Source organism: Flavobacterium sp. (genome assembly GCF_027483985.1).
In the GTDB taxonomy this organism is placed as follows: Bacteria; Bacteroidota; Bacteroidia; order Flavobacteriales; family Flavobacteriaceae; genus Flavobacterium.
This window is the reverse complement of the sequence record NZ_JAIXTJ010000056.1, coordinates 118,295-142,013: the sequence shown is the minus strand read 5'-3', so window position 1 is coordinate 142,013 and position 23,719 is coordinate 118,295. Positions and strand designations below refer to the sequence as shown.

At 31.8% G+C, this 23,719-nt stretch carries 21 protein-coding genes; 12 read left to right on the top strand and 9 right to left on the bottom strand.

What is annotated here, in order from left to right; all coding sequences use genetic code 11:
- Position 1: 1 nt before the first annotated feature.
- The gene (locus Q0050_RS14505) at positions 2-457 is read left to right on the top strand and encodes a GNAT family N-acetyltransferase (RefSeq protein WP_298397446.1); all 456 of its coding nucleotides are present in this window, start codon (positions 2-4) and stop codon (positions 455-457) included.
- Here Q0050_RS14505 and Q0050_RS14500 read toward each other — a convergent pair.
- From Q0050_RS14500 to Q0050_RS14465, 8 genes are all read right to left on the bottom strand, one after another.
- The gene (locus Q0050_RS14500; protein WP_298397443.1) at positions 454-1,290 is read right to left on the bottom strand and encodes an OmpA family protein; all 837 of its coding nucleotides are present in this window, start codon (positions 1,288-1,290) and stop codon (positions 454-456) included. The genes Q0050_RS14505 and Q0050_RS14500 overlap by 4 nt on opposite strands.
- 3 nt (positions 1,291-1,293) lie before the next feature.
- Positions 1,294-2,109 (bottom strand): OmpA family protein, encoded by an 816-nt coding sequence (locus tag Q0050_RS14495; protein WP_298397440.1) that lies wholly within the window; start codon positions 2,107-2,109, stop codon positions 1,294-1,296.
- Entirely contained in the window at positions 2,109-3,743 is a 1,635-nt protein-coding gene (locus Q0050_RS14490; RefSeq protein ID WP_298397437.1) for a S41 family peptidase, read from the bottom strand. Before Q0050_RS14490 ends, Q0050_RS14495 begins: the two co-directional genes overlap by 1 nt.
- Positions 3,744-3,850: 107 nt before the next feature.
- Positions 3,851-4,234 carry a ribonuclease P protein component gene (rnpA, locus tag Q0050_RS14485; protein WP_298397434.1) on the bottom strand — a complete coding sequence of 128 codons (384 nt, stop codon included), beginning with the start codon at positions 4,232-4,234 and terminating at the stop codon, positions 3,851-3,853.
- Between the two features lie 14 nt (positions 4,235-4,248).
- Positions 4,249-4,662, bottom strand: a complete 414-nt coding sequence (locus Q0050_RS14480; RefSeq protein WP_298397431.1) for a hypothetical protein — start codon at positions 4,660-4,662, stop codon at positions 4,249-4,251.
- Positions 4,663-4,812: 150 nt separating this feature from the next.
- Entirely contained in the window at positions 4,813-6,696 is a 1,884-nt protein-coding gene (locus tag Q0050_RS14475; protein ID WP_298397428.1) for a M1 family metallopeptidase, read from the bottom strand.
- A 61-nt stretch (positions 6,697-6,757) separates the two neighbouring features.
- The gene (locus tag Q0050_RS14470) at positions 6,758-8,353 is read right to left on the bottom strand and encodes a S8 family peptidase (protein WP_298397426.1); all 1,596 of its coding nucleotides are present in this window, start codon (positions 8,351-8,353) and stop codon (positions 6,758-6,760) included.
- Positions 8,354-8,420: 67 nt separating this feature from the next.
- Entirely contained in the window at positions 8,421-9,278 is an 858-nt protein-coding gene (locus Q0050_RS14465) for an MBL fold metallo-hydrolase (protein WP_298397423.1), read from the bottom strand.
- Between the two features lie 117 nt (positions 9,279-9,395).
- Between Q0050_RS14465 and Q0050_RS14460 the strand changes: the two genes are divergently transcribed.
- The 10 genes from Q0050_RS14460 (at position 9,396) to Q0050_RS14415 (ending at position 20,962) form a co-directional block, all read left to right on the top strand.
- Positions 9,396-10,022: a response regulator transcription factor gene (locus tag Q0050_RS14460; protein ID WP_298397420.1), complete on the top strand. Its 627-nt coding sequence runs from the start codon at positions 9,396-9,398 to the stop codon at positions 10,020-10,022.
- A 15-nt stretch (positions 10,023-10,037) separates the two neighbouring features.
- Positions 10,038-11,786: an ATP-binding protein gene (locus Q0050_RS14455; protein ID WP_298397416.1), complete on the top strand. Its 1,749-nt coding sequence runs from the start codon at positions 10,038-10,040 to the stop codon at positions 11,784-11,786.
- A gap of 216 nt (positions 11,787-12,002) precedes the next feature.
- Complete coding sequence (locus Q0050_RS14450) at positions 12,003-14,933, top strand: tail fiber domain-containing protein (RefSeq protein ID WP_298397413.1); 2,931 nt, start codon at positions 12,003-12,005, stop codon at positions 14,931-14,933.
- A 178-nt stretch (positions 14,934-15,111) separates the two neighbouring features.
- Complete coding sequence (locus Q0050_RS14445; protein WP_298397410.1) at positions 15,112-15,441, top strand: iron-sulfur cluster assembly accessory protein; 330 nt, start codon at positions 15,112-15,114, stop codon at positions 15,439-15,441.
- 85 nt (positions 15,442-15,526) lie between these two features.
- A complete protein-coding gene (sufB, locus tag Q0050_RS14440; RefSeq protein ID WP_298397407.1) occupies positions 15,527-16,975 on the top strand; it encodes a Fe-S cluster assembly protein SufB in 1,449 nt (482 codons plus the stop codon).
- Between the two features lie 16 nt (positions 16,976-16,991).
- Positions 16,992-17,195 carry a DUF2683 family protein gene (locus tag Q0050_RS14435; RefSeq protein WP_298397403.1) on the top strand — a complete coding sequence of 68 codons (204 nt, stop codon included), beginning with the start codon at positions 16,992-16,994 and terminating at the stop codon, positions 17,193-17,195.
- Positions 17,186-17,458 (top strand): Txe/YoeB family addiction module toxin, encoded by a 273-nt coding sequence (locus Q0050_RS14430; RefSeq protein WP_298397400.1) that lies wholly within the window; start codon positions 17,186-17,188, stop codon positions 17,456-17,458. The genes Q0050_RS14435 and Q0050_RS14430 overlap by 10 nt, the downstream gene beginning before the upstream one ends.
- 13 nt (positions 17,459-17,471) lie before the next feature.
- Positions 17,472-18,224, top strand: coding sequence for a Fe-S cluster assembly ATPase SufC (gene sufC, locus Q0050_RS14425; protein ID WP_298397397.1), 753 nt, complete (start codon positions 17,472-17,474; stop codon positions 18,222-18,224).
- A 72-nt stretch (positions 18,225-18,296) separates the two neighbouring features.
- Positions 18,297-19,613 carry a Fe-S cluster assembly protein SufD gene (gene sufD, locus Q0050_RS14420; RefSeq protein WP_298397393.1) on the top strand — a complete coding sequence of 439 codons (1,317 nt, stop codon included), beginning with the start codon at positions 18,297-18,299 and terminating at the stop codon, positions 19,611-19,613.
- 119 nt (positions 19,614-19,732) lie between these two features.
- Positions 19,733-20,962: a hypothetical protein gene (locus Q0050_RS14415; RefSeq protein WP_298397390.1), complete on the top strand. Its 1,230-nt coding sequence runs from the start codon at positions 19,733-19,735 to the stop codon at positions 20,960-20,962.
- Here the strand turns inward: Q0050_RS14415 and Q0050_RS14410 are convergent, their stop codons facing one another.
- Positions 20,963-22,309 carry a serine hydrolase gene (locus Q0050_RS14410; RefSeq protein WP_298397389.1) on the bottom strand — a complete coding sequence of 449 codons (1,347 nt, stop codon included), beginning with the start codon at positions 22,307-22,309 and terminating at the stop codon, positions 20,963-20,965.
- Between the two features lie 188 nt (positions 22,310-22,497).
- On the opposite strand from Q0050_RS14410, the gene Q0050_RS14405 reads away from it, so the two are divergent.
- Complete coding sequence (locus Q0050_RS14405; RefSeq protein ID WP_298397386.1) at positions 22,498-23,712, top strand: aminotransferase class V-fold PLP-dependent enzyme; 1,215 nt, start codon at positions 22,498-22,500, stop codon at positions 23,710-23,712.
- Positions 23,713-23,719 lie beyond the last annotated feature (7 nt).

Sequence of the window (23,719 nt, the reverse complement as noted above, 5' to 3'; positions counted from 1 at the left end):
AATGGCAGAAAGCATTCAATGGAAAATAAAGCGATTTAACGAGCTTTCTCTTCAAGAACTATATTCAGTATTACAACTTCGCTCTCTCGTCTTTGTAGTGGAACAAAATTGCGTTTATCAAGATATGGATGGCAAAGATGAAGAAGCATTACACTTACTTGGCGAGTTAGATGGCAAAATTGTAGCCTACGCAAGATTGTTTAAAGCCGGTGACTATTTCGATTATGCTTCCATTGGTAGAGTAATTGTTCATCCGGATGCGCGCGATAAAAAGTTTGGTCACGACATGATGCAACAAGCCATTGAAGGAATTAAAATTCATTTTAATGAAAGCAACATTACAATCTCAGCGCAATTGTATTTAAAGAAATTCTACGAAAGTCATAATTTTGTTCAAACTAGCGAAATGTATCTAGAAGATGATATTCCGCATATTGAAATGAAAAGAGAGTGTTAAACTTTCGTAATTAATATCTCCACGCGTTTATTCTCAGATTCAATTCCACCAGGAATAGGAAATTTTCTTCCATAACCCATATGCGTCATTCGGTTTGGTGTGATTCCTTTTTCAATTAAGTAGTCATATATTTTTTGAGCTCGTGTGTGTGATAAATTGTTTTTTCCAGAAAAACGATCGTGAGCATCGCTGTGTACAACTCCAATACAACAAACATGACCTTGAATTTCGATGGTAGTATTCGGATTTTCGTTTAGATAGGTAACAATTTTGTCGAGTTCAACAATTGCTTCTTCTGGATTTTCAAATATCGTTAAACCACCTTTAAAAAGTAGATTTTTGATAATAATTTTGTCACCAACAACTAATTTGTCTGAAAAGGTTTTGTAGTTTTTATAAAGATTTTCAGAATCTTTGTTTGATATAACAGTTTCTTCTGAAGTTCTAGAAAATGCAATTTTCACAACGACTTTTCGATTGTTTTTTCTGCTTTGTTCAATTGATATTTTTCTTGTTAGTGAAAGTTCGCCCTTGCCAACAACGGATTTACAATCTAAATTAAATTCCTTTTTCAAATAATTTGCAACTGATTGCGCTCTATTGGTAGATAAAATCAAGTTGTTTTCATTCGAACCAATATCATCACAAAAACCTTCAATAGTGATAGATGAAATGATTAAAGTTTCATCAGAAATAAAAGCATTCAAAGTACCTTCAGCTTCAGAAGATAAATCAAATTCGTTCGAATTAAAGAAAACTACAACTGATTTTTGTTCTTCTTGTGAATAAAGAAAGGAACAAAAAAACAAGAACAGAAAATAGATTCTATTCATAAATTAGATCTTGGTAATTACCAACTCAACTCGTCGGTCATATTCTGGTTCTTTACCAAGCGGAACTGTGTTTCCGTATCCTTTGAAGGTCATTCTATTTTTTGGAACTCTTCTAAACGCCAAATATTTAAAAACCGATTGTGCTCTGTTGGTTGATAATTGACGCTTTTTAGTATCTTTATCAATAGCCTCTTTTTGATTAGGTGGTGTGCAACATACGTGTCCTTGAATTTCAAACTCAATATTTTTATATCTTAAACACAGTAGCGCTACTTTATCTAATTCACTTTTGGCTTTAGTTGTAAGGTGACTGCTGCCTTTATCAAAAAGGATGTTTTCAAGATAAATATGATCGCCAATTACATGATTTTTTTGAATCATATTATAAAAACCAGGCAAAACTAGTTTCGGAAGTTCTTTTAGATTTAAAACAACATCCACACGACGATTTTTAGAGCGTTTTTCGGGAAGATTATCTACAATATCATCATCAATAAGTATTCTTCCTTTTCCTTCAATGGTGACGATTATTTTGTTTTTAACGCCGTTTTCAGTAAGTTTTGATTGAATAGTAGTGGCTCTATTGGTAGAAAGTTTAAAATTATAGGCTTCTTTTCCGATATCATCAGTGTAACCAAAAATTTGAATTGACTCAATTCTAGTTGAATCAGTGTTTTTTATAAAATTAACCACATCTTTGGCTTGTTTTTCATCAAGTGAAAATTTATCAAATTCAAAGTAAACCGAAAAAACTGCCTCTTCTTGAGCTGAAACAAATCCAAAAAATAATAGAGGTAAAAATTTTAAAAATCGTAACATTATTGTAGTATTTTGTTGTACTCAGAGGTATTGGCTAATATTGAACTTGCCTTAGCAATTTCTGCATTATTTTTTACGTAATACTGATATAATCCTTCTTTGTATTGGTATCGTTTGATAATTTCATCAAGAATTAGTTTTTTAATTTCTTTTTGATTTTTATCAAGAAGCGCTTCTTCACTTTTTTGCAACGCAGCAAATAATTGATCGTATTGTGCTTTGATGGTTTCGTCAATTTTTTCTTTTTTAGCTTTTTCTAAAGTATTTTTCAAAGCCAATTCGGTTTCAGTATCAAAACTAATTTTTTCTTTTTTCAAGAAGGCTTTAAAGTCAGCAAAATCGGCGTCGGTAATGGTTGGAATTTTATCGCCAAGCGTTGGATTTTTATAATAGTAATTCGTTACATAATTAAAAATACCATCGTTTTTTTGAAGTACCTCGGCAATAGTGCTAAGTTTAGATTCTTCTAATTCAATATCAGGTTGAATGCCGCCACCATCATAAACAGTTCTTCCTTTTTTAGTTTTAAAGGCAGTATACTTAGAAGCATCCGTTCGAATTGCTTTTCCGTCTTTGTCTTTATTGGAATAATCTAATGCTTGAATGCATCTTCCTGAAGGCGTGTAATAACGTGAAATAGTAACTTTTACTTGCGTTCCATAAGTCATATCAATTGGTCTTTGAACCAAACCTTTACCGAAACTTCTACTTCCAATTACCACTGCACGATCTAAATCTTGCAAAGCACCAGAAACAATTTCAGATGCCGAAGCACTTTTGCCATCAACGATAATCGCTAACGGAATTTGTAAGTCAATTGGTTCTCTAGTAGTTTTGTAAGTTACATTATACTTAGGATTTTTAGATTTAGTAGTTACTATAATCTCACCTTTTGGAACAAAAAGATTGCACACATTAACAGCTTCATTTAATAATCCGCCTGGATTTCCTCTTAAGTCTAGAATAATTCGTTCTGCACCATCAGATTTTAATTTTTCAAGGGCTTCTTTGGTTTCTTGTGTTGTTTTTCTATTGAATGCAGAAAGCACAATATAACCTGTTTTTTCATCAATTTTAGAGAAAAATGGAACCGCTTTAATTTCGATTTCGTCTAGAACGATTTGAGCCGTTAGTGTCTTTCCTTGGCGAAGGTATTTTACTTCAACTTTAGTGTTTTTAGCACCTTTGAGCAACTGCGAAGCATCTTCTTTAAAATCAGATAAAAGTACATCACCAATTTGAATAATGGCATCGCCAGCTTTTAATCCGGCTTTATCAGCAGGAAACCCTTTGTATGGTTCTTTGATGATTAGTTTGTCTTCTTTTCTGGTAATCATTGCACCAATACCAGTGTATTCGCCAGTGTTGTTGATTTTAAATTTTACAACATCTTGCTCGTTAAAATAGTTGGTGTATGGATCAAGATCAGCCAACATACTTTTTATGGCTTTATCCATTAACTCTGAAGGGTTTACTTCGTCAACATAATTTTGATTAACGGTTTTGAAAAGCGTGGTGAAAATTTCGATTTGCTTTGCAATTTCAAAAAAATCGTCTTTGAAACTAGCGCCAACAAAAAGAAAACCTGACGCAACAACTGGAATTATATATCTTTTTTTAAAGTATTGAAACATAATTGTATTTCTTTTTTTCTTGAATTTTATTTTACGAATGTAATAAACTACATCAAATATATTGTAATAACCTTAAAAAACTAATTTTTTAAATATTCATTAAGAATTCATTTGTTATTTTGAGCTTTTACAGCCAAATTCCATTTTTCAAATAATAGTATGGTTTTTTCGTTTATTTCGGCATAACTCAAACGTTCTTTGGTTTGATAAAAAAACATAATGGCATAACTTTGTTCTAAATCCGTTTGAATTAAATGTTTGTTAAGCCTGTAACATTCTCTTAAAACCCGTTTAAAGTAATTTCTATCAACTGCTTTTTTAAAATGTTTTTTTGACACTGAAACACCAAATTTTATTTTTTCTTTCTCATCGGCAATAGGAGTGAACACCAATCTCAAAGGATATTTTGAGACTGATTTTCCTTCAGTAAAAAGCAAATCAATGGTTTTTCTGCTCTTTAGTTTTTCGTTTTTAGGATATTTAAAATCCATTTCGAGCAACAAGATTATTTGGTGTTGTAAATATTGTAGACCATTTTTAAATCAGGATAATTGATGTAAAATTGCATACGATTATTTTCTTTTTTTCGAGTTACAATAAGAATGGCGCATTTTACACCACTATTGTCTGTACAGATAAATCCTAAAGTATCATCATTTTCATTTGAAACTTTTTCAAGATAAGATTCAATTTTATACAGTTGAAGTTCTTTTGAATTCACTATAAACCTATCTTTATTAGAATCAAAAGTGATAATAATTTCGGCTTTTTTAAATTCGGTCCACTCGTTCCAACCACCTTTTGAGTTTTTATCCATAACACTCAAACTACTTGTTTTGAAGGTGTATACTTGTGCTGAGGTTTTTTGTAACCCAAAGTTTAAAGTCAGAAAAAAAAGTATAAAATGTAAAAGTTTCATAATTGAAAAAATATTTTTTATTGATAAGTAGCAAATTGCCCTTTCTAATAAGAGCTATTAATACAATTTCAAATTAAAAAATTAATTGGTTGTAAAACTACAAATTCTATTCCAAAAAAAAGCGTCCTAAATTTTAGAACGCTTTTTGCTTTATTTTATTTCATAAGAATTGTTGTCGGGTTTGACATCAGCCATTAATCCGCTTGGATCAATTGTTATTTTTTTAATTGCTGTTTTCTCTTTATTAATTTCAAAAAAGTAGTTAGGATTTCCCCAAGCCCAATCTTTTAGAATAGTTCTTTTAATTTCGGGTGTTGGGTTTTCTTTTTCAAAACTCATCATTCGCAACGGAATATAAAAAGTTTCTTTTGTTCCGTCAGCGTATTCAACTAAGATATCAATTGGCATTGGCATTCTTCCAATTCTTTCAAGGGAAACACCTGTTTTTTTAACACCATCGGTGGCGCTTTCAACGTTTTTAATTCCATAATCAATAGTGTTAAGTGTTTTAGTCCAATCGGTTAAATACCAATCCAGGTTTGCTCCCGAAACTCTTTCTGCGGTTCGTTTAATATCATTAGGTGTAGGATGTTTGAACTTAAATTCGGAATAAAATCGTTTAACAGTTTTCATCAAATTTTCTTTACCAATAAGATATTCTAATTGCGTTAAGAACAGTTCTCCTTTGCTGTAAGATGCAATGCTATAACTTCTGTTTTCATCATATCGATCAGCATGGGTTGACAGCGGTTGCTCTTTTCCAGAATTTGCTAAATTTATGTAAGCTTTGTAAGCACCAGCAAACGGATTAGCTACTTTTTTCTCCTCCAACTCATTAACTCCTAAATCTTCAATAAATGAGGTAAATCCTTCATCCATCCAAGAATGTTTACTTTCGTTTGTAGCTAAAACATGTTGAAACCAAGAATGACCCATTTCGTGAGCAATTACACCAATCAACCCTTGAAGTGTTCCTTCGCCCAAAATTAGAGTACACATTGCATATTCCATTCCGCCATCGCCACCTTGAATTACCGAATATTGCTCATAAGGATATTTACCAACGGTAGTATTAAAAAAGTTTAATAATTGAACCGTTTTTGGTTGTGCGATTTTCCAGTTTTCAATAATTTTAGGATTGTTTTTGTATAAAAAATGCAGTGTGGTTCCAAAATCGGTTTTTACTACATCGTGGATGTAATTTTTATCGGCTGCCCAAGTAAAATCGTGCACCATTGGAGCAACAAAATGCCAAGTAATCGTTTTTTGTTTTTTCGGAATTTTTACAACCGTTCCGTTATCTTGATAATTATGTCCTATTTCGTTTCCGTTTTGTAAATAACCTGTTCCGCCAAGAATGTAGTTTTTATCGATAGTTATTTTCACATCAAAATTTCCCCAAACACCGTGAAACTCACGAGCAATATACGGGTCAGCGTGCCATCCTTCAAAATCAAACTCGGCAATTTTAGGATACCATTGCGCCATTGATAATTCAACGCCTTCTTTGTTGTTTCGACCAGAACGACGAATTTGAAGTGGAACTTGACCGTCGAAATCTAATGTAAACGTGGTTGATTTACCTGGCAGAAGTGGTTGATTTAGTGTAACTTCAAGAATAGTTTCCACTTCTTTTGCTGGCGCTGCAATTCCATCTTGTTTGAAATTAGAAATGTGTAAATAACCAATTTCAGTAGGAAGAAGTTTTGAAATTCTACTTTCTTTAATTTCTTTTTCGTTAACTTTTATTTTGTTAACCATTCTTGCATCTGGATCTTTAACCGATTGTAGACGCATGTCCATTTCACTTCCTGGTTGAAACGCATTATTATATAAATGATAGAAAACTCGGCGTAAAGTATCAGAAGAATTATTGGTGTAAACTAATTCTTGTTTTCCTTTGTACTGATAGGTTTTAACATCCATACTTACCTCCATTTTGTAATCGGCTTTTTGTTGCCAATAAGTTGAGGTTTGCGAAAATGAAGTTGAAAAACCAACAATAAATAACGAAAGGGTAATAAATTTTTTCATCTTGATTAAAATAAAAAATGGAAGAACATGCAGCCCTTCCATTAGTTTAAAATTTGGAATTTTATTTTTTTGACATTTGTTCAGCCATCAATAATGCATTGTAAGCATTAACAATTTTACCCGATTTTGAGGCAGTTGTAAAAGAACGTTTTTCTTTATTTTCTCCAAGAACAACTTCAATACTGATAGGAGTTCCAGAATCCATTAAGATTTGTTTTACTTGAGCAGCAGTTAAATTTGGATAGTAAGAACGAACTAAAGCCGCCACTCCTGCAACATTAGGTGATGCCATTGATGTTCCTTGCAAATATTTATATTTATTGTTCGGAATGGTTGCATAAATTTCATTTCCTGGAGAATAAATGTCTACATTTTTTGTACCATAATTTGAGAAATCTGCCACCATTTTGGTTCCGTATTCTTTATTTAATGCACCAATTGACATAAAATTATCTGAAATTTCTTTGCCATTCACTTCGTCATTTGGGAAGTTTGGCTCTAAATCTAAATCTTTTCCATCATTTCCTGCAGCGTGAATGATTAATACATCTTTGCTTGCGGCATATTTAATAGCTTCCCAAACCCATTCTTTGTGTGGAGAATAGTCTTTACCAAAACTTCCGTTAATTACTTTTGCGCCATTATCAGCAGCATAGCGAATGGCAAGCGCAATATCTTTATCATACTCATCACCATTTGGAACCGCTCTTAATGCCATAATTTGAACATTGTTAGCAATTACGCCATCACCACCTTTATCGTTTCCGCGAATTTGAGCAATAATTCCAGCAACGTGCGTACCGTGAAGACCATCTTTTACATCTGGACCTTTTACATTTCCGTTACCATATTTTTTATCAGTAATGTCTTCTGGATTGTCGCCAACAAGTTTTCTACCGTCAAATTTTACATTTAAATTGTAGTTTAGCATATCATAAACCTGATCCATTTGGTCTTTTAAATCTTCTTGAAAATTTGGACCTACTTGAGATGCAACACTAATCATGATCATTTTGCTTTGATTTAATGAAGCATCGGTTGTAGTTATCTTTTTTAAATCATCAACAGTGTAAATATCTTTTTTCAAATGTGCTTTAATGGCTTTATCTGCTTTGTCAATCATGTCCATTTGAGGTTTATACTGCATCATTTCGCCATATTGCTTGTCTAAAGCTTTTTTTGCTTCAGCATAATTTGGCTCTGACGGACCTTTTTTTACAATACGTGTTAATTCTAGATTTTCATCATTTGAATCACCCAAGAAATTCCAACCATTTACATCATCAGTATATCCGTTGTTATCATCGTCTTTATTGTTTCCGGCGATTTCTTTAGAATTTACCCAAATTTTACCTTTTAAATCCTCGTGATCAATATCAATTCCAGAATCGATAACACCAACAATGATTTTTGTTCCTTTTTTATTTTTTAAAATTTCAGAATAAGCCTTATCAGTACTCATACCCGGAATAGTATCTTTAGTCAAATCTAAATGACTCCAACGTTTTAAATCTTCTTCTTTAACAGGAGAAGTTTTTAAAGGTGTTTTGTCAATATTTGCCGGATTAGTGCTTACTATTGGTGCTAATGACGGACTACAACTACTTAGCATAAAGGCAACTGCTGCAGAGATGTAAAATGGTTTAATTAATTTCATTTTTTGTTATTTTAAAAAATTTGGTTAAAAGTAATTTGTTTTGTTAATTTTTTGGCAACGATTAACATTAGATTAAGATATCCTCACATTTGAAAACTTCTTTCAATCTAATACCTTTTTCGGTTTTTTCTACGGTTATAATTTCGTTATGCGCATCGTGTTCTAAAAATAAATAGAAATTATTTTCGGCACAATTTTCTAAAAATTTTGATTTTTCAGGCATTGTTAACAATGGTCGAGTGTCATATCCCATAACATAGGGTAAAGGTAAATGACCTGCAGTCGGAATTAAATCGGCACAAAAAACGATTGTTTTGTCTTGGTACTGAATGTGTGGAATCATCATTTTTTCGGTATGGCCATCAACATAAAAAATGTCAAAACCCAAGTCACAAATTCCAAAATCAGAATCAGGTCTTTTTATGAAATTTAACTGTCCGCTTTCTTGCATTGGTAAAATATTTTCTGACAGAAATGATGCTTTTTCACGTAGATTTGGTTTAGTTGCCCATTCCCAGTGGTTTTCATTAGTCCAAAATTTAGCGTTTTTAAAAGCAACTTCGTATCCAGTTTTATCTTTGTTCCAATTGACACTTCCGCCACAATGATCAAAATGCAAATGTGACATAAAAACATCAGTCACATCATCACGATGAAAGCCATATTTTGCTAAAGATTTATCCAAGGAGTGATTTCCCCAAAGTGAATAATAACTAAAAAACTTCTCCGATTGTTTGTCGCCCATTCCTGTGTCAATGAGGATTAATTTATTACCATCTTCAATTAACAAACATCTTGCAGCAATATCAATAAGATTATTTTCGTCTGCCGGATTGGTTTTATTCCAGATGGTTTTTGGTACAACGCCAAACATTGCGCCACCATCAAGTTTGAAGTTTCCTGCTTCTATTGGGTAGAGTTTCATTTTTTAAGTAATTCGAAATTTGATGCAATTTAATAGTTTAATTTTATTTAGTACGCTTATTTGCGTATTTTCAATTTGTTTTATTATTTTTAATATTGTCAAACAAGAATTTACAAAATGAAAAAACGAATTGGCATTGTAGAAGACAACCGCGATTTAAGAGAAGCAATGGCCATGATGATTCAATTTACGGATCAATTTGAACTTGTTGGAACTTTTGAAAACGCCGAAGCCGCAATAGAAATTGTACCAACAATAGCTATTGATGCGTTGCTAATGGATGTAAATTTGCCAGGCTATAATGGGTACGAATGTGTTTCAATTTTAAAATCTAAAAAACCAACACTTCTTTTTTTAATGTGTACATCATATGAAGATGATGATGTCATTTTTAAAAGTTTAAAAGCAGGTGCAAGTGGGTATATTTTAAAAACCGAAGGTCCAACAAAAATTATTGATGCTTTAAACGATTTATTCGATGGAGGAAGTCCTATGAGCAGTAGTATTGCCCGAAAAGTAGTTGCAAGTTTCTCAAAATTTGAATCAATTGATAAGAATGTAATGTTGTTAACGCCAAGAGAAAATGAAATTTTAGAATTATTGGCTACAGGAAAAATGAACAAAGAAGTAGCAGATAATCTTCAAATAAGTAGCGGAACAGTTAGAAAACACATTCAGCACATTTATGAAAAACTGCATGTAAATACTAGAGTTGAAGCAGTAAATATGTACTTAAAGCGATAATTTAAAAAGTAAATAATGAAATTTTTTTACGTACTATTTTTACTCTTTTCTCCTGTTTTTGTTTTCTCTCAAGAAACAATTTCAGATAAAAAAAAGGCGTTTTATGATTGCAAATCAAATAGTTGTAAAATAACAAATGCTATAAAGATAGCAGAACTTTATTTAGAAATTGATAAAATTGAAGAAGCACAAAAATGGTTGGATTATTCAAAAAAAAGCCTTCTAAAAAATCCAAACGATACGCTTCAATATTATTCAAACAGTTTACAATCGGAACTTTTTTATTACATGGGTTTGTATCAATTTGGATTGCACGAAGCTCAAAAAGCAATTGAATTAGGAAAAGTCATCAACGACAGTTTATACCTTTCAAATGCCTTTTTACTCGAAGGAATTAATTGGTACGAAATGTGTAAATTATCCAAATCTGAAGTTTCTTTTCACAAAGCGAAAAACTACTTTCCAGCCAAAACAAAGACAAGTTATAAAAGGTATAAAATCAATAAGGAATACATTTATAATGATTTAGCACAATTAAAAATTAAAACAAACCAACTAGATTCGTCTTATTTTTATAACAAAAAGGCTTATAAATTTGCTAAAATTTTTAAAGATAATAGATGTATTGCCAATGTTGAACGCACTTTTGGAGAACTGTTTTTGAAACAAAATAAAAAAGATTCTGCGCAATATTATTTTGATAAAAGTATTGAAACATCACTAAAAGCATCAATTTATGATACCGCATTATTGGGTTACGGAAATTTAGTAGAATGCTTTTCAGAACAACCTCAAAAAGTAAATTTTTACTTTGAAGAAGGACAAGATTTGATAAAAAAACATACGATTAATGCTGCTTTTCAAAAACTTTTCTATGCACAATCGCTTAAGGTCTTTCAATCTCTTGAAGACAAAGATTTATTGTTGGCCACTCAAGAAAAATTATTATCAATTGATAACAACATTAATCAAAACGGAAATATCTACATCCAAAACATTACAAATCAATACATAAATAGTGAAAACAAATTACTATTATCAAAAATTAACGAACTTGATAAACAAAAGAATATCAAGATTTTACAGCTCCTAGCAGCACTTTTTTTAGCTTTAATTTTATTGCTTGTAATTATCATAATCAGAAGAAAAAACAAACTGCAGAAATTGTTATTAAATCAAAAAAACGAAATTAGTAAAGATCTTCACGATGACATTGGAAGTGAATTGAGTAGTATTTTAATCAACACTAATTTATTAAAAAATTACGAAACTAATGATAATCAAAAAGCATTAATTGACAAAATCACCAACACAAGTTCCGAAATCTCGCAACGACTGAATACCTTTATTTGGACCTTAAACACAGATAATAACAATGTTTCTGTTTTTTGCGACTATGTAAAATTATATGCCCACAAATTTCTAGAAGGAACAGAAATTAAATTGAATTTTATAAATGACACTGATACTATTTCAAACAAAATTCTTGATGGAAGTTCTCGAAAAAACTTATTTTTTTGTATTAAAGAAGCGCTGAATAATATTGTAAAACATTCCGGTGCAACAGAAGTTATAGTCACAATTTCATCATTTGAAAAGAGAGCGTTTTTGATTACAATTCACGACAACGGAAAAGGATTATTGGAAACCAATAAATTTGGTAACGGACTAATAAACATCAAAAAACGAATTGCCAACTTAAAAGGCAATGTAAAAATTGATTCTAATAACGGATTGATAATCAGTATTAAGATTCCATTTTAAATTATTCTCAAAATATTTATAAGAATTAAGTACGCTAAAGCGCGTATATTTTTATTTATATCAAATTTTTATAACAATTAAACAATTGATTATCAATAAATTAAATTTTAATTTTAATTTCTTGACTACTCACAATTGCGTATTGTATAGTTTTTGGTTTTAATTGAATTTTACAATTCTAAAAAGTTAATTAGTAACTGTTTAAGAATTAAAATTATGAAAAAACTTTACTTTCTCTTACTAATATGTTTTGCAACCGTTTCTGTCTTCGGTCAAGTAGGAATAAATACTACAGATCCAAAAGCCCAACTGGAAATAAAATCGAGTAGTGAAACAACACCATTGATAACTGACGGATTATTAATACCAAAAGTAAATGTGTTTCCAGCTACAAACCCAACAATTGACCAACAAGGAATGTTAGTATATCTAAAAAATGTCTCTGGTACAGATCAACCTGGATTTTATTATTGGAATTTTGGGACTTTAGATTGGATACCAATTAATTCTGGTTCTTCTGGTGGAACGCTTGACCAAGCTTATGATTTTGGTGGTGCTGGAAATGGAAAAACAATTACTGCCGATGCTGGCGCGGTTTTAATAAATGGAACAGATGGATTGGTTTCTACTGGAACTGTTAATAGTGGCGTAGTGGTTCCAAGTGGTCCAGGAACTCGAATGGTTTGGAATCCAAGAAAAGCAGCTTTTAGAGCGGGTTCAGTACCAGCAACAGGAGCATGGGATGATGCTAATATTGGATTTGGTTCAGCTGCTTTTGGTAATAATGTTGTAGCAAGTGGAAGTGCTTCAATGGCTTTTGGCAGTAATAATACAGCAAGCGGATCTTCTTCAACAGTACTTGGTGCTAATAACATTGCAAGCTCATCTAATTCAACAGCATTTGGAAACTTAAACAATGCAACTGGAATTAATTCAACAGCTTTTGGACAAACAAATATAGCAAGCGGTAGAAATGCGATCGCTACAGGTTTCCAAAATACAGCAGGAAGCTTCTGTGAATCGGTGTTTGGAATTGGAGCTACAGATTACACAATATCAACAAATGGAGTAAATCAGTTTCAAATTGCTAATTTAACAGATAGATTGTTTGTTGTAGGAAATGCATTAGATTTAAATAATAATAATTTTGTTGATAGTACAGAACGTAAAGACGCTTTAGTAATTTTAAAAAATGGTGCAACAGGAGTTGGAAGCTCATTGCCAGAAGGACTATTAGATGTTAAATCTACAAATAATGGTGTTTTAATTCCTAGAGTTGCATTAACATCAGTTCTAGTTCAAGCTCCAGTTTTGAATCCGCAAACAGGCAACATTGCAATAAGTACTTTAATATACAACACGGCGACAAATGGTGTTGCGCCTAATAATGTTTATCCAGGATTTTATTATTGGAATGGAGCAAAATGGACACGTTTTGACGTTGATGGAGAAAATAATTCAAAATATTATACCGTTGTTGGAACTACTCAAGATTTTACAAACACAACTTTTAGTGCATTAGATCAAATGACTATAAACTTTACACCAAAAGACGATACAGTTTTGGTAAATTTTTCGGCAGCTGGATTTAGATTTGATGATGGTTTTCAAGATAATGTAATCTTTTTCCAAATTACATTAAACGGAATTCCAGTTACTGGTTGGCAAACTGCTTCAAAACAATCAATAGTGGATGTGCCTTTTTCCACACTAGACATAACTATTTGGGAATCTAATTTTTCTTATCCAATAACAGTTCCAATTGGTATTCCTCAAACGGTTGCAATCCAATGGTCATGTCCCAACGCTCTTATGAACAATTCACCAAGTGTTAACCACGTAGCATTTGGTCAAGTATACAAATCCTATAGATCATTAACAGTTATAGATCCTAATGGTGGTGGCGGAATTGTTGGTTCACCTCCAGTCACAACTAATTTATGGGCATTAAATGGTAATACTGCAACCAATTCATTAGTAAACTTTGTTGGAACTGCTGACAATCAACCATTGGTTTTAAAAAGCAATAATCTTGAAGGATTGCGAATAGCAACAAATAGTAATGTTGGTTTAGGAACAACAAACCCATTTGATAAACTTCATGTTGTAGGAAATATTCGAATGGTTGATGGCAATGAAGCAGCTGGAAAAGTTTTAACTAGCGATACAAATGGAACAGCAACTTGGCAAGTAAATCCTGGAAATAATGCTTGGGGTTTATCTGGAAATGCAGGAACAAATGAAACAACTAATTTTATTGGAACAACAGATGATGTAGATGTGGTTTTTAAAAGAAATAATAGTTTAGCGGGATTATTAGGAGTTAATAACACTTCTTTTGGAAGATTTTCACTTGGTTCAATCACATCGGGAACTCAAAACACTGCTTTAGGTGCTTCGGTTTTATCATCAAATACAACAGGAAGTAATAATACCGCCAATGGCACTGCATCACTTACTAGCAATACAACAGGAAATAGTAATGTAGCAATTGGACATCAATCGCTTATTGTTAATGGAATAGGAAATAATAATACTGCAACTGGTGCTCAATCATTGACCAGTAACACATCTGGAAGTAACAATACATCTGTTGGTTTTGGATCACTTAATCAAGTTACAACAGGTTCAAATAATACTGGATTAGGAAACGCTGCACAAGTGGCTTCTGCAACTGCAAGCAATCAAGTTCGAATTGGAAATACTGCTGTAACATCTGCAAGTATTCAAGTACCTTGGACAATTACATCAGATAAACGCTGGAAATCAAATATTCAACCTTCTAATCTTGGGCTTGATTTTATAAAACAACTCAACCCTGTATTTTATACTCGTAAAGATGTTCAAGTCACTGATGGAAAAACAACAATTTTAGAATCTACAACGAATCCAACAACAGAATATGGATTTATAGCGCAAGAATTGGAAAGCACCTTAAATAAATTTGACACTAAATACAATGGCATCATCAGTAAAGACGACGCAGGAATGTACGGCGTTCGATACAATGATTTGATAGCACCAATGGTCAAAGCAATTCAAGAACAACAAGTAATTATAGAAAATCAAAAAACACAACTTGAAGCCCAATCAAAAACCATTACAGAAATATTAAAACGACTTGAATTGTTAGAAACATCAAAATAATTTTAAAATTTTAGTTAAGTTTTTTTCCAATAATCCTCTTTCAAATTCAATGATTGAGGATTTTTTTGTTGCAATCATCTAAATCTATTTTACTATTAGTTATAAAAATGTTAGGAATTATGTAAAAATCGAAATATGACGTATCTTTGCGGTTAATTTAGACAAAATCAAAATAAAAATGATAAAAGTATCTGATGACGCAAGTAAAAAAATCGTGGCAATGATGCAAGAAGACGGTTTTGATGCAGCTAAAGATTACGTTCGCGTTGGCGTAAAAAGCGGAGGTTGCTCAGGTTTGTCATATGAATTAAAATTTGACAAAGATCTTGGAGAAAATGACAAAGTTTTTGAAGATAATAATGTGAAGATAGCCGTTGAAAAAAAATCGTTTTTGTATTTAGCAGGAACTATTTTAGAATTTTCAGGCGGATTGAATGGAAAAGGATTTGTATTTAATAATCCAAATGCGAGTAGAACTTGCGGTTGTGGAGAAAGTTTTTCACTTTAAAATTTAATTATTTAAACCTAAAATATAGTGAGAAAATTGAGGACTTAACAAACTTACTTTCTTAAAGGTTTTTAAAAAAAATAAGATGTCAAAATACACAGAAGAAGATTTAAAAGTCGAATTAGAAAACAAAGAATACGAATACGGATTCTATACCGAATTAGATTCGGAAACGTTTCCTATTGGATTAAATGAAGACATTGTTCGCGCGATTTCTAAAAAGAAAGACGAGCCGCAATGGATGACTGATTGGCGAATCGAAGCTTTTCGTGCCTGGCAAGAAATGATCGAACCAGAATGGGCAAATGTTCATTATGACAAACCCGATTTTCAAGCAATATCGTATTATTCTGCACCCAAAAAAGCAGATCCAAACAAAACACTTGACGACGTTGATCCTGAACTTTTGGCGATGTACAAAAAACTCGGAATTTCAGTCGATGAGCAAAAAATGATGAATAATGTTGCCATGGATATTGTTGTTGACTCAGTTTCAGTAGCAACGACTTTCAAAAAAACATTGGCAGAAAAAGGAATCATTTTTATGAGTATTTCTGAGGCTATTCGCGAATATCCAGAGTTAGTTCAAAAATATTTAGGAACTGTAGTGCCACAAAGAGATAATTTTTATGCAGCTTTAAATTCGGCTGTTTTCTCTGACGGAAGTTTCTGTTACATTCCAAAAGGTGTTAAATGTCCGATGGAATTATCTACTTATTTTAGAATTAATCAAGCAGGTACAGGTCAATTTGAAAGAACACTTTTAATTGCTGACGAAGGAAGTTATGTTTCTTATCTAGAAGGTTGTACCGCACCAAGTCGTGACGAAAACCAATTGCACGCCGCTGTAGTAGAATTAATTGCAATGGAAAACGCCGAAATAAAATATTCTACCGTACAAAACTGGTATCCTGGAAATAAAGAAGGAAAAGGTGGTGTTTTTAACTTTGTTACTAAAAGAGGAATTTGCGAGAAAAATGCCAAAATATCTTGGACGCAAGTAGAAACAGGATCGGCTGTAACTTGGAAATATCCATCGGTGATTTTGAAAGGTGATAATTCAATTGGTGAGTTTTATTCGATTGCGGTTACTAATAACTTTCAGCAAGCCGATACAGGTACAAAAATGGTTCATTTAGGTAAAAACTCTAAATCAACTATTATTTCTAAAGGAATTTCTGCTGGAAAATCTCAAAATAGTTACAGAGGTTTGGTTCGAATTAGTGCCAATGCAGAAAATGCTCGAAATTTTTCTCAATGTGATTCGCTCTTGATGGGAAATAATTGTGGTGCACATACTTTTCCTTATATAGAAAGTAAAAATTCTTCTGCTAAAATTGAGCACGAAGCAACGACTTCAAAGATTGGTGAAGACCAAGTATTCTATTGCAATCAAAGAGGAATTCCAACAGAGAAGGCTATTGCCTTAATTGTAAATGGTTTTAGCAAAGATGTTTTAAATAAATTACCAATGGAGTTTGCAGTCGAAGCTCAGAAATTATTGGAGATTTCTTTAGAAGGTTCGGTAGGATAATAATAAATTAAAAGCTATGGATATAATTTTAAAAAATGTAAAGAAAAAAGATTTTCCATTGTTGAAGTCATTGGCTAAATCTCTTGGTTTTGAAATTGTTGAAGAAGAAAAGCCATACAATCCTGAATTTGTTAAAGAAATTTTGGAGGCAAGAGAAGAATTAAAACAAGGAAAAGGTATAAAAATGACTTTGGAAGAAATAGATAAATTATGGAAATAATATTTTCTAACAAAGCCAAAAAAGATTTAGAGTTTTGGTCAAAATCTGGGAACAAACCAATTCTTAAAAAGATTTCAGAATTATTAAGAGCAATTCAAGAAAATCCCTTTGAAGGAATTGGAAAACCAGAGCAATTAAAACATAATCTTTCTGGAGTTTGGTCAAGAAGAATAAATCAAGAACATCGTTTGGTTTATGAAATTGTCGATGAAAATACAATTGAAATATTAAATATCATTTCACTAAAAGGACATTACGAATAAATAAAACAACAAAATGTTAAAAATTAGCAATTTACACGCTTCAGTAGAAGACAAAGAAATATTAAAAGGAATAAATCTTGAGATAAAAGCAGGAGAAGTGCACGCCATTATGGGTCCAAATGGTGCCGGAAAGTCAACACTTTCTTCAATCATTGCCGGAAATGAAAACTACGAAGTCACTGCAGGAGAAATCTTTCTTGATGGCGAAGAAATTTCAGAGTTGGCTCCAGAAGAACGTGCTCACAAAGGTGTGTTTTTATCGTTTCAGTATCCAGTAGAAATTCCTGGTGTATCGGTAACCAATTTTATGAAAACGGCAATCAACGAAAGCAGAAAAGCTAACGGAAAAGAAGAAATGCCAGCCAATGAAATGCTAAAATTAATTCGTGAAAAATCCGAATTATTAGAGATTGATAGAAAATTTCTTTCTCGTTCGTTAAACGAAGGTTTTTCTGGTGGAGAAAAGAAACGTAACGAAATCTTTCAAATGGCGATGTTAGAGCCTAAAATTGCTATTCTAGACGAAACAGATTCAGGTTTGGATATCGACGCGCTTAGAATCGTTGCAAATGGCGTAAACAAACTTAAAAACAAAGACAATGCAGTTTTGGTAATCACGCATTACCAAAGATTGTTAGATTATATCATTCCAGATTTTGTGCACGTCTTGATGGATGGAAAAATCGTAAAATCAGGCGGAAAAGAATTAGCTTATGAGCTTGAGGAAAAAGGATACGACTGGATTAAAGCTGAATTAGAAGTTTAAAAAAAGTTGTCAGTTTTGTGTTATCGGTTTTAAACTGAAAACAAAAACAACTGATGACCGACAACAAAATATATGGAATTAAAAGAAAAATTAATCTCGTCTTTTATGGCCTTTGAAGAAAGTATCGATGTGCACAATGAATTGCACAACGTTAGAACTTCAGCCATTAAAAACTTTGAAAATAAAGGTTTCCCAACTAAAAAAGAGGAAGCTTGGAAATATACATCGTTGAATACTGTTTTAAAAAATGATTTTACAGTTTTTCCGAAGAACGAAAATGCTATCGAATTTGCTGAGGTAAAAAAATATTTTCTTCACGAAATTGATACTTACAAAGTGATTTTTGTAGACGGAAAATTCTCTTCATTTTTATCATCAACAACCCATGACGGATTAGACGTTTGCTTAATGTCGTCGGCATTTACAAAACCAAAATACAAAACAGTTATTGATGAGTATTTCAATAAAATTGCCAGTAAAGATGAATCATTAACCTCATTAAATACTGCTTTTGCAAACGAAGGCGCTTACATCAATATTCCGAAAAGTAAAGTAGTTGAAAAACCAATCGAAATTATTTATTTTTTTACAGGAATAGAAAATGCATTGATGACACAACCACGAAATCTAGTTGTTGTAGGCGAAAATGCTCACGTTCAAATTATCGAGAGACATCAATCTTTGAATGAGAATCCAGTTTTAACCAATTCAGTTACAGAGATTTTTGCAGAAAAACGTGCTATTGTTGATTATTACAAAATTCAAAATGATTTGCAATCAGCTAATTTAATTGATAATACCTATATCTCGCAAAAACAAGAAAGTTTTGTGTCAGTGCACACTTTTTCATTCGGCGGAAACATCACAAGAAACAACTTGAATTTCTATCATTTTGGTGAAAGAATAGATTCCACTTTAAAAGGAATTACAATTATTGGAGACAAGCAACACGTTGATCATTATACACTTGTAAACCACGCAACGCCAAATTGCGAAAGTCATCAAAACTACAAAACAATTCTATCTGACAGTTCAACTGGAGTTTTCAACGGGAAAATTTATGTAGAAAAAGAAGCGCAAAAAACAGATGCTTTTCAACAAAACAACAATATTTTAATAGGAGATAAAGCTACAATTAATGCCAAACCACAATTAGAAATTTTTGCAGATGATGTAAAATGTTCACACGGCTGCACGATTGGTCAATTAGACGAAAGCGCAATGTTCTACATGCAACAACGCGGAATTCCTAAAAAAGAAGCCAAAGCATTATTGATGTATGCCTTCTCCAATACAGTAATCGATAGTATTAAAATACCTGAATTAAAACAAAGAATTACTAAGATTATCGCCAATAAATTAGGTGTTAATTTAGGGTTCGATTTATAAAAATTAGAACTATTAAATATAAGCTTCCGCAAAGATTAGATACTTTGCGGATTTTTTTATTTTCATACCAACCTTTTTGTTTATATTGTCATCTATATAATTTAGTAAATACTATTATTATGAAGAAAGCAATATTTATTTCAATTTTACTTATTTCAACGCAATTATTTTCGCAATCAAATTTAAAAAAGGATAGTATTCCTGCATTACATGTAAAATTATTAAATACTGATTATAAAGATTTTGTAGTGGTTGACAAATTGATTTATGCTATTACTAAAGGTGATAGTTTAGTTATTTTAAATGTTAAAAATGATAAATTAAAATTTACTAATTATCTTTTTACATCAATTACTAAGAATTCTAAAAGTAAAATTATTGGAGTGACAAATAATGGAATTGTGATGGAACAAAACACTAAAAATAATTTTATAAAAAAGGATAAAGTAGAAGGAAAAATATATAAAATATTAGTTGACAAATATGACGATTATATTGTGATTACGGACGAATACATAAGGTATAAAAAAGAAAATTTTATACCAGAAAAAGGAACTCCGATGTACAGAAAATCGGGACGTATTCGTGCAAGTGAGAAGCTTATTCCTGCTAATTATATTTTTTTAGATAAAGAACAAAATATTTGGTTTGCATACGACGCGGGTGAATGGGGTGGAGACGTTTGTTTTTTTAATTTAAACACAAAAGAGTTTATTTATGATGATTGGTTAAGATTAGATGATGACAAAAAATACAATGACAAAAATGAATATTTCAAAGACTTACAAAACAAATTTTCAGATAAAATAAAAATACATCAGAACGATACAGTTTATAAGTTTCCTTATGAATTGGGTATTTCATCAGGTATGAAAGGAGTCATTTATGATGATGAAAGCAATATTTTTATATCTTCAAGTGGAATGCACTTTTTTATTGACGGAAGCATTTCAAAGATATATAAATCAGGAATAAAAGGTTTTTACAAATCTTGTTTTGACGAAGATATTTTAGATCGGGAAAGACCAAAAGATTCATTGATAAAAATGGATTTTTTAGACAGAAATATTACGGAATATTTAGGACCATTAGCATATAATAAATTCAATAAGTCAATATATTATTATAGTAGTAATGGTTTTTATAAGTTAAGTGGAAATCAATGTAAAAATTCAAAAGAATTTATTTTTAAACCATGGATAATGTGGAAAGGTGGTTTGCCGGATGCAGTTGGTTATCAAATGAATGTGACTAAATTTGAATTTATTAGTGAAAAAGAAATTATTTTTTTAACATCAAGTAATGGAATTGGTTACTTTGATGGGAAAACAGTTAAATATTTTAAATAGTTACTTCTTCAAACTCCCAACAACGCCACTCAACAATCCATTAAAATCAAATTCAGGATATTCTTTTAATCCCATTCTAACAATAACCAAATCATTGCTTGGGAAAATTGCTATCATTTGTCCTTGAAAACCACTTGCATAATACATATCTTTTGGAGCATTAGGAAATTTACCGCCAGCGTTTAGCCAAAATTGTCCACCATAATTTCCGTTAGACGAATTGGTTGGTGTTGCTACATATTTTGCCCAACTTTCATCAAAAATTTGTTCGCCATTCCAATTGCCTTTATTTAGGTATAATAAACCAAATTTTGCCCAATCTCTTGTAGTTGCCCAACCATAAGACGAACCAACAAAATTCCCTTTCATATCAACTTCAACAATAGCCGAATGCATCCCGATTTTATCTAACAAACTGCTGTACCAAAAATCTAAATATTCTTGATGCGTTTTAAACTGATTTCGTAAAATTCCACTTAATAAATTGGTTGTTCCCGATGAGTAATTCCAACTGTTATTTGGTTTTCCAACTAAGGGTTTGTTGATTTGTGATTTAGTCATATCTTCCTCCACAAATAGCATTCTTGTAGCATCACAAATCTTAGAATAATTTTCTTCCCACTCCAATCCTGAGTTCATGTGAAGTAAATCGTTGGTTGTTATTTTAGCACGTTCATCGTTTTTCCATTCGGCAATTGGTGCAGGTTTCATAATGTCGAATTTACCTTGTTTTTGCAAAATTCCAAAATAGGTTGCCGTTAAACTTTTAGTCATTGACCAACCTAAAATTTTAGAATTTTCATCAAAGCCATCGGCGTATTTTTCAGCAATGATTTTACCTTTATAAAGCACAATTAATGAGCGCGTTCGCTTATTTTTTTCGCCTTTTTTATCAAAAGCGTTTGCAATAACAGCATTCAATTTAGCATAATCAATGTTAGAAAAAACAGTATCCTTTGGTTCTAAATTCCCAGAAGGATAAGGTAAGTTAATGTTGGTTTTATTTCGTTTAGGTACATTAAATGGTTTAGAAACATCATAGTCATCGTTAATTAATGTAACACCCAAACCTTCACGATAAATAGCTTTTCGTTCTTTTAATCCATAAACTTTTGAAGTAACAGATTGCTCTAGATCATTAATTTCAATGGTTGCCCAATCTATTTTATCAATATCGTTATCACCTTGTTGAATGGTTTCTAGCGAGCGATTATCTATAAAATGTCCTGAAGCAACACTTTTAGCAGAAAAGCCTGAGATTAAATCTAGTTCGGGATAAGTTGTGATACCAAAATAAAGAAGAAAACCTAGAAAGCCGAAGGCAAAATACTTGAGAAATTTTTTCATTATAAATATATTTTGATGCAATTTACTAAATATTCAATACAGATTTTATGGTTTGAAACAAATTAAAATTCAAATCGGTAATCATTTGTTAAATTTTATAGTTTAAACTTTAATTTTATTAACATCTGTTTGGTATAAATCAGTTTCTATTTTATTACTTTTGTATTTAGAAAAATTCTAAATAAACAATGCTAGATATAAATAAAATACGAGCTGATTTTCCAATACTAACCCAAAAAGTTAATGGTAAACCTTTGGTGTATTTTGATAATGGAGCCACTTCACAAAAACCCAAAGTTGTCATTGATGCCATTACAAAGTATTATGAAGAAATCAATGCTAATATTCATCGTGGAGTACATACTTTAAGTCAACTGGCTACAGATGCTTATGAAGTTTCTCGTGGTAAAATCCAAAGTCATATCAACGCTAAATTTCCTTATGAAGTTATTTTTACATCAGGAACAACCCACGGAATTAATGCTGTAGCTAACGGATTTACTTCTATTTTAAAAGAAGGCGATGAGGTTTTAGTTTCGGCGTTAGAACACCACAGCAATATTGTTCCTTGGCAAATGTTGTGCGAGAAAACAGGCGCAATCTTGAAAGTGATTCCGATGAATACTGAAGGCGAATTGATAGTATCAGAATTTGATAAATTACTTTCAGAAAAAACTAAAATTGTTACCGTAAATCATATATCTAATGCTTTAGGAACTTTAAATCCGGTTAAGTATATCATTGATAAAGCGCATCAAGTTGGTGCAGCTATATTAATTGATGGCGCTCAGGCTGTTCCGCACTTAAAACCTGATGTTCAAGATTTAGATTGTGATTTTTATGTTTTTTCAGGACATAAAATTTGTGGTCCAACTGGAACCGGAATCTTATATGGAAAAGAGGAATGGCTTCGCAAATTGCCGCCTTATCAAGGTGGAGGAGAAATGATTGCAACCGTTTCATTTGAGAAAACTACTTATGCTGATTTGCCACACAAATTCGAAGCAGGAACACCAAATATTGCCGGAGGAATTGTGCTAGGAACAGCGATTGATTATTTAAATGAAATAGGTTTTGAAAACATCGCAGCCTACGAACACGAATTGTTAGAGTATGGAACCAAAAGATTGTTAGAAATCGATGGTTTAAAAATCTATGGAACGGCTAAAGAAAAAACTTCGGTGATTTCGTTTAATATTGAAGGAATTCATCCTTACGACATTGGCACAATTATAGATAAGTTAGGAATAGCAGTACGAACCGGACATCATTGTGCACAACCTATTATGGATTTCTATAAAATTCCTGGAACAATTAGAGCGAGTTTTGCTTTTTATAATTCTAAAGAAGAAATTGATATCTTTGTTGAAGCGGTAAAAAAAGCGCAAATGATGTTGTCTTAAAAATAAA